Origin of the sequence: Flavobacterium sp. (assembly GCF_043773265.1) — a bacterium.
In the GTDB taxonomy this organism is placed as follows: domain Bacteria; phylum Bacteroidota; class Bacteroidia; order Flavobacteriales; family Flavobacteriaceae; genus Flavobacterium.
In genome coordinates this window covers 1-6,696 of record NZ_JAYVFH010000073.1, presented here as the reverse complement: position 1 = coordinate 6,696, position 6,696 = coordinate 1, and the positions used below count along the sequence as shown (strand labels likewise).

Annotated in this window: 5 protein-coding genes; all 5 read right to left on the bottom strand. The window is 30.7% G+C overall.

Translation table 11 applies throughout. The annotated features are described in order from the left end of the window. Window positions 1-27: 27 nt before the first annotated feature. A complete protein-coding gene (locus tag ACH2BO_RS03930; protein WP_395043451.1) occupies window positions 28-1,485 on the bottom strand; it encodes a CoA-acylating methylmalonate-semialdehyde dehydrogenase in 1,458 nt (485 codons plus the stop codon). Between the two features lie 154 nt (window positions 1,486-1,639). Beyond that, a complete protein-coding gene (locus tag ACH2BO_RS03925) occupies window positions 1,640-3,016 on the bottom strand; it encodes an NADH-quinone oxidoreductase subunit N (RefSeq protein ID WP_395043450.1) in 1,377 nt (458 codons plus the stop codon). Window positions 3,017-3,029: 13 nt separating this feature from the next. Continuing rightward, complete coding sequence (locus tag ACH2BO_RS03920) at window positions 3,030-4,466, bottom strand: NuoM family protein (RefSeq protein WP_395043449.1); 1,437 nt, start codon at window positions 4,464-4,466, stop codon at window positions 3,030-3,032. Then, complete coding sequence (gene nuoL, locus ACH2BO_RS03915; protein ID WP_395043448.1) at window positions 4,466-6,373, bottom strand: NADH-quinone oxidoreductase subunit L; 1,908 nt, start codon at window positions 6,371-6,373, stop codon at window positions 4,466-4,468. Before nuoL ends, ACH2BO_RS03920 begins: the two co-directional genes overlap by 1 nt. 6 nt (window positions 6,374-6,379) lie before the next feature. Beyond that, window positions 6,380-6,696 (bottom strand): NADH-quinone oxidoreductase subunit NuoK (gene nuoK / locus ACH2BO_RS03910; RefSeq protein ID WP_395043447.1); only part of this gene is annotated, 317 nt, incomplete at its 5' end.

Sequence of the window (6,696 nt, the reverse complement as noted above, 5' to 3'; positions counted from 1 at the left end):
CTCCTGAAAAATATAATACTAATTTTTTTAACTCATCCAGTTTACACCTGCTTCTGCATTCCATTTAATGGTGCTTTTTTTCAATTTGGTCCAAAATTCGATGGAACTTTTTCCGGTAATATCACCAACACCAAATTTACTTTCGTTCCATCCACCAAAACTAAATGGTTCTCTTGGTACTGGAACACCAACATTTACTCCTATCATTCCTGCATTGGCTTTGTCGATAATATAACGAGCCATTGCGCCATTTTGAGTAAATACGCTAGCAGCATTTCCGTATGGATTGGCATTTTCTATTGCAAGTGCTTCATCGACAGTTTTGGTACGAATAATAGAAATTACGGGTCCAAATATTTCTTCTTTGGCCACACTCATCTCTGGTGTAACAAAATCAATTACGGTTGGTCCAACATAAGTGCCGTTTTCTTTTCCTGGAACTTTGGTGTTTCTTCCATCAACTAATATTTTGGCGCCATCTTTTTCAGCTTGAGTGATATATCTTTCTATTCTATCTTGAGATTCTTTATTGATAACAGCTCCAAGATTTACACCTACAATTATTTTTCGAGCTTCGTCGCAAATTTTGTCAACAATTGCATCTACATTACCAACTCCAATCATTGCGGAAGCTGCCATACAGCGTTGACCAGCACAACCCGACATCGAAGCAGCTACGTTTTGAGCAGTCATATCTGGAATTGCATCTGGTAAAACCATTAAGTGATTTTTGGCACCACCAAGGGATAAACATCTTTTTAAATTTTGAGTGGCACGTTGGTAAACAATTTTTGCCACTTTGGTTGAACCTACAAACGAAACGGCTTCAATATTAGGATGATCGCAAATGGCATTGACAATTTCAACATCGCCGTGAACAACATTGAAAACACCATCAGGCAAACCTGCTTCTTTTAATAATTCGGCTAATTTGCCACAACTCAAAGGCACTTTTTCTGAAGGTTTGATAATCATACAATTTCCTAAAGCAATAGCATTTGGAATGGTCCAATTGGGAACCATTGATGGAAAGTTAAAAGGCACAATTGAAGCTACAACTCCTAGTGGAACGTGTTCTGTACGACATTCAACACCTTTACTAACTTCTAGTAATTCACCAGTAATTAATTGAGGTAATGAAGTGGCAAATTCAGTTAATTCGATGCATTTTTCTATTTCTGCAACCGATTCGCCGTACGTTTTTCCGTTTTCTTCCGAACATAATTCGGCCAATTCTTTCAAATTTTTTTCTAATAATGTTTTGTATCTAAAAAATACTTGAACGCGTTCTTTAATAGGAGTTTTACTCCAAGCCGGAAATGCTGCTTGCGCGGCTTTTACAGCAGAATCTAAATCGGAATAAGAAGACATTGGAACGGTTGAAAGTTTGTTGCCATCTAATGGTGATATTACATCTATTGTTTTAGCGGTTGATGCTGAAACAAATGCTCCGTTTATATAATTTTGAATTGCTTGATATTTCATTTATTATTTTATTAAATATGGAATTATTTAATAAAAATAACAACATTTTATTAATAAACAAGATTTATATCTTTAATTTATTAAATTTTATATATAAAAAAAACCAATCAACATTAGTTAATTGGTTTTGAGAAGTGAAAATAAAAATATTTTTTTATAATAAATTAGAAATTAAAGAAGGATAAAGTCCAATCAAAATGTTTAACAAAATAGCTGTTACTCCTACAATGTAATATACTATTGGCGTTGCTTGTTTTTCTATGGTTGGTTCTTTGGTATACATTGCAATAATTAATTTAAAATAATAACCAACACTTATAATTGAGTTGATTACACCAGCAATGACAACAATTAAATATTTTGCATTTATGGTTTGTGTAAATAGCATTAGCTTGGCAAAAAAACCAGAAAATATTGGAATTCCAGCCATTGATAAAAGTGAAGCTGTTAATACTGTAGCTAATATAGGATTACTTTTTCCTAATCCGTTGAAGTTTATAATATCTTGATTTTCTTTGTCTTTTGTTACAAATATTATTACGGCAAATGATGCAATACCTGCAAATGCATATGCTGCAGAATAATATAATAATGTACTTGCTGCGGTATATAAACTTAACAAAGCCATTAACATAAATCCAGCGTGAGAAATCCCAGAAAAAGCCAACATTCTTTTTACATTTTTTTGACGTAAAGCCATAATATTCCCTACAGTCATTGAAGCAATTGATACAATTACTATTATAATTTCAAAGTTGTATGTTATACCAACGGTTAATCCGACTAATAATTTATATAATGTTGCCATTGCAACAACTTTAGCCAAAGTGCTCATAGTTGCAGTTGTCAAAGCTGGTGAACCTTCATAAACATCTGGTGCCCAAAAATGAAATGGAACAGCTGCTATTTTAAACAACATTCCAATAATCATTAAAGTAATTCCTATTGGAAACCAAATTGGAATTGCCATTCCCGGTGATACTTCACGAATTTCTGCAATGTTAAAACTTCCTGTTGCTCCATAAATTAAGCAAATTCCGAAAAGTATAATTCCAGAAGCAAAGGAACCCATTAGAAAATATTTCATTCCGGCTTCATTACTTTTTATATCCATTCTTTTACTTGCGGCCAATATATACAATGATATAGATAAGACTTCGATTCCTAGAAAAAACATCGATAAGTTTGAGAAAGAAACCATTGCAATTGCACCAGTTAAAAGGAAAATTTTTATTGCAATAAAATCTGAAATTTTTGTTTGCTGTTCTTTATAAAAATCATGACTAAGAGCAACTAGAAAGATGGTAAGCACAATAAACAATGAAGAAAATGCAGCTGAAAATTTATCAACAATAATCATTGAACTGTATAGAGTATCTATAGATGAATTATATGACCAAATATTTAATGAAATTCCAAGTATTGCAAGTAAGCCAATAATTGTTACTGGTACAAGTGCTTTTCTTAGATTAAAGATTTCAGCTATAAGTGTAAAAACACCGAGTGCAGCTATTGCTATTAATGTTTGCATTGATATGACTTAATTATCTATTTATATGAATTAGAATATCGTTTATGGCAGGTTTAACTAAATCTGAGATAGGTTTTGAATATAAACCAAAGAATAATAAAAATCCTATTATTATTACTAAAGTAATTATTTCGTTGGTAGTAACATCAGCAAAAACTTTAACGTTTGTTTCGCCTAGCATTACATTTTGAAACATTTTTAACATATAGTATGCTCCAAGAATTATAGTTGTTCCTCCAATAACGGCGAACCAAATATTTATTTGTGAGATACTATATAAAACAGTAAATTCTCCAATAAAGTTAAAAGTACCTGGTAATGCAACAGAAGCTAAAACTAAAATCATAAACATTGAAGAAAATTTTGGAGTTTGAGAGCGAATTCCTCCCATTTCAATAATCTTTCTGGTTTCAAATCTTCTATAAATAATTTCTGCAATAAAAAACAATCCAACAATTACAAATCCATGGGCAATCATTTGATAAACCGCTCCACTTAATCCGTCCAGTGTTAATGTATAACAACCTGCAGCAATTAATCCAACGTGTGCAAGAGAGGAATAGGCTAATAATTTTTTTAAATCTTTTTGGCGCAAGGCAACGATTGATCCATAAATTACACCAGCTAAACTAATTCCTATTAGATATGGCATGTAAGTTTTTGCTGCTAAAGGAGCAATTTGAATTTGCCAACGAATTATGCTATATAATCCCATTTTTAGCATTATTCCAGACAATAACATTGTGCCAACGGTTGGAGCTTTTTGATATACTTTTGCCTGCCAAGTATGAAAAGGAATTATAGGAATTTTAATTGCATAAGCCAAAAAGAAAGCTGAAAATATCCAGAATTGTTCGGTTGAATTTAATTTTAAATTAAATAAATTACCCAACAAGAAACTATTTGTTTTTTGGTATAAATACGCAAAAGCTACAAGCATAAATAAAGATCCTGCTAAAGTGTATATAAAGAATTTTACAACTGCTTTCTTTCTTGAATTGGCATTTCCATTACCCCAAATTAATACAATGAAATAAATAGGAATTAATGCTAACTCCCAAAAAATATAATATAACAAACCATCTGCAGCTAAAAAAGTTCCGGTCATTGCAAATGTCATAAATAGAACTAAAGCATAAAAACTTTTGGAGTTACTAAATTTGTTTCCAAAAGACGAAAAAATAATTAATGGAGTCAATGCAGTTGTTAATAATACCATTGCCATTGAAAGTCCATCGGCTTGAAGCGCAAAATATACTTTTGGATAAGATATCCATTCGCTTAAATAATTGATGTTTCCACCAGTGGAAAACATATTTAATAAATATACCGAAAACACAAACGATACTATGCTAAAAAGTAAAGCAACTTTTGAAGCTAGTTTATCGCCAGAAAAGTAAGTTGCTATTGCTCCGACTAAAAGTAAAATTAATAAAGTAGTTACAGTCATTATATAATATTTTTAGCTAAAAATAAATAAATTATTATGGCACATACGCCCAATACAAATGCAAATAAATAAAAACCAATACTTCCTGATTGTAATTTTTTTCCTTTGTTTCCGATTTCATTTGTAATAACTCCTAATCCGTAAACAACATTTCCTAGAGCAGGTTCTAATGTTGTTCTAAAGAAATTTGAAATTGAATTTAAAGGTTTTACTATTAAGAAAGTATAAAATTCATCAACATAATATTTGTTATAAATAGTTTTATAAAAACCATTAATTTCTGAATCTTGTTTCGGTACAAAGGTTTGTTTTATATATTTAAAATATGCCCAAACGATACCAATTACTGCTCCAAACAATGCAATAGCCATTAACATATATTCTTGGCTTCCAAGAGCATGATGTTCATGTTTTTTTACTAAAATAGGTTCTAAAAAGTGATTTAACCAATTACTTCCGGGCAAATTAATTATTCCGCCAATAGTTGCTAGAACGGCTAAAATTATTAAAGGTACAGTAATTAAACTTGGACTTTCGTGTAAATGATTTTTTTGTTCTTCGGTTCCTCTAAAATCTCTAAAGAAAGTAAGATACATTAATCTAAACATATAAAATGCTGTCATTATTGAAGCAATTGAAGCAACAATCCATAATACTTTTGCATAAACAACATGATGGTTTTGGAAAGCTACCATTAGAATTTCATCTTTAGACCAAAATCCTGCAAAAGGAAAAACACCTGAAATTGCTAATGTTGAAATTAACATTGTGGCAAATGTAATTGGCATAATTTTTCTTAAACCTCCCATTTTTCTCATGTCTTGTTCGCCATGTAATGCATGAATTACCGATCCTGAACCTAAGAATAAACATGCCTTAAAGAAAGCATGAGTAATTACATGAAAAACTGCAACATTGTATGCTCCAAGTCCTAAAGCTAAAAACATAAGTCCCAATTGAGAGACTGTAGAATAAGCTAAAACTTTCTTTATATCGTTTTGTAGTAATCCAATTGAAGCTGCTACAATTGCTGTAGTTGCTCCTACAACTGCTATTATTTCTTGAATGTATGGTGTTAAATCAAATAAGAAATTCATTCTAGTAATCATAAAGATTCCGGCAGTTACCATAGTTGCTGCGTGAATTAATGCTGATACTGGAGTTGGTCCAGCCATTGCGTCTGGCAACCATGTATAAAGTGGTAATTGTGCCGATTTTCCTGTTGCTCCAATAAATAAACATAATGTTGCAATACTTAGTAAAAGAGTTTTTCCGTTATTTGTTCCACCAAGAACAGTTTCTTTTAAATCAACAAAATCTATAGTTGTGAATAATGAGCCAATAATAAAAATTCCAATTAAAAATCCTAAATCACCAATTCTATTCATAATAAATGCTTTTTTTGCTGCATCATTATAATCTTGATTTTTATACCAAAACCCAATTAGTAAATAGGAGCAAAGACCAACGCCTTCCCAACCTATAAACATTACTAACAAATTGCTACCTACAACAAGTGTTATCATAAAGAATATGAACAAATTTAAATATGCAAAAAATTTGTGCATATTTTCATCATCATGCATATAACTTATAGAATATAGATGAATTAATGAACCAATTCCAGTTACAAAAAGTAACCATAGCAATGATAATTGGTCTAATAAAATTCCAAAATCTATTTTTAAATTGCTTACAGATATCCAATCAAATAATTTTATTTGAATTGGTTTTCCGGTTTGATTTATTTGCATAAAAAAGTAAATACTTATTGCAAACGAAACAATTACAGAAATTGTCCCTAATATTCCAGAAATATTTTTCCCAGCTTTTTTTCCGAAGAAAACATTAAATAAAAACCCTACAAATGGGGTTAATAATAAGAGTAAAACTAAACTTTTCTCCATTAGGGATTATCCTTTTAAGTTTTTTAATTTTGCTATATCTATTGAGCCAATGTTTCTAAAAATAGAAACTAATATTGCCAATCCAACAGCAACTTCTGCAGCGGCAACTGCCATAGAGAAAAACACAAATACTTGTCCTTCTGCATCTTGATGATAAGTTGAAAAAGCTACAAATAATAAATTTACAGCATTTAACATTATTTCTATAGACATGAAAACAATAATTGCATTTCGTCTATATAATACTCCGAAAACTCCAATACAAAAGAGTAAAACAGATAGAAATATATAATTTTCTATACCTACTTCATTTAAAATATTGT